Here is a 212-nt window from a genome sequence, read left to right on the forward strand (position 1 = left end):
CTGTCGAGATGGGTCCAGGAGATCGTGCTGTCGATCCCGGGGGCTGCCCGAAGCACCCTGGCGGAGCTGATCGTCGGAGCCATGCTGGCCCGAAGTGGGCCGGTCACGCGAGCGATCCTGGCGTTGACCCCACGGCTGGGCTGGCAGGCCTACCATTGGATGCTCGAGCGGGGCCGCTTCCGGTTGCTCGGCTTGGTTGCCGCCTTGTGCGT

The 212-nt window shown here is 68.4% G+C and carries 1 protein-coding gene; it reads left to right on the forward strand.

All coding sequences use genetic code 11. The annotated features are described in order from the left end of the window. Nucleotides 1-24 precede the first annotated feature (24 nt). Nucleotides 25-212, forward strand: a 188-nt coding sequence (locus Q7A36_RS41525) for a hypothetical protein (protein WP_305109579.1), incomplete at its 3' end; no start/stop codon positions are given.

This window comes from Paracraurococcus lichenis (genome assembly GCF_030657435.1).
Classification (GTDB): Bacteria; Pseudomonadota; Alphaproteobacteria; order Acetobacterales; family Acetobacteraceae; genus Paracraurococcus; species Paracraurococcus lichenis.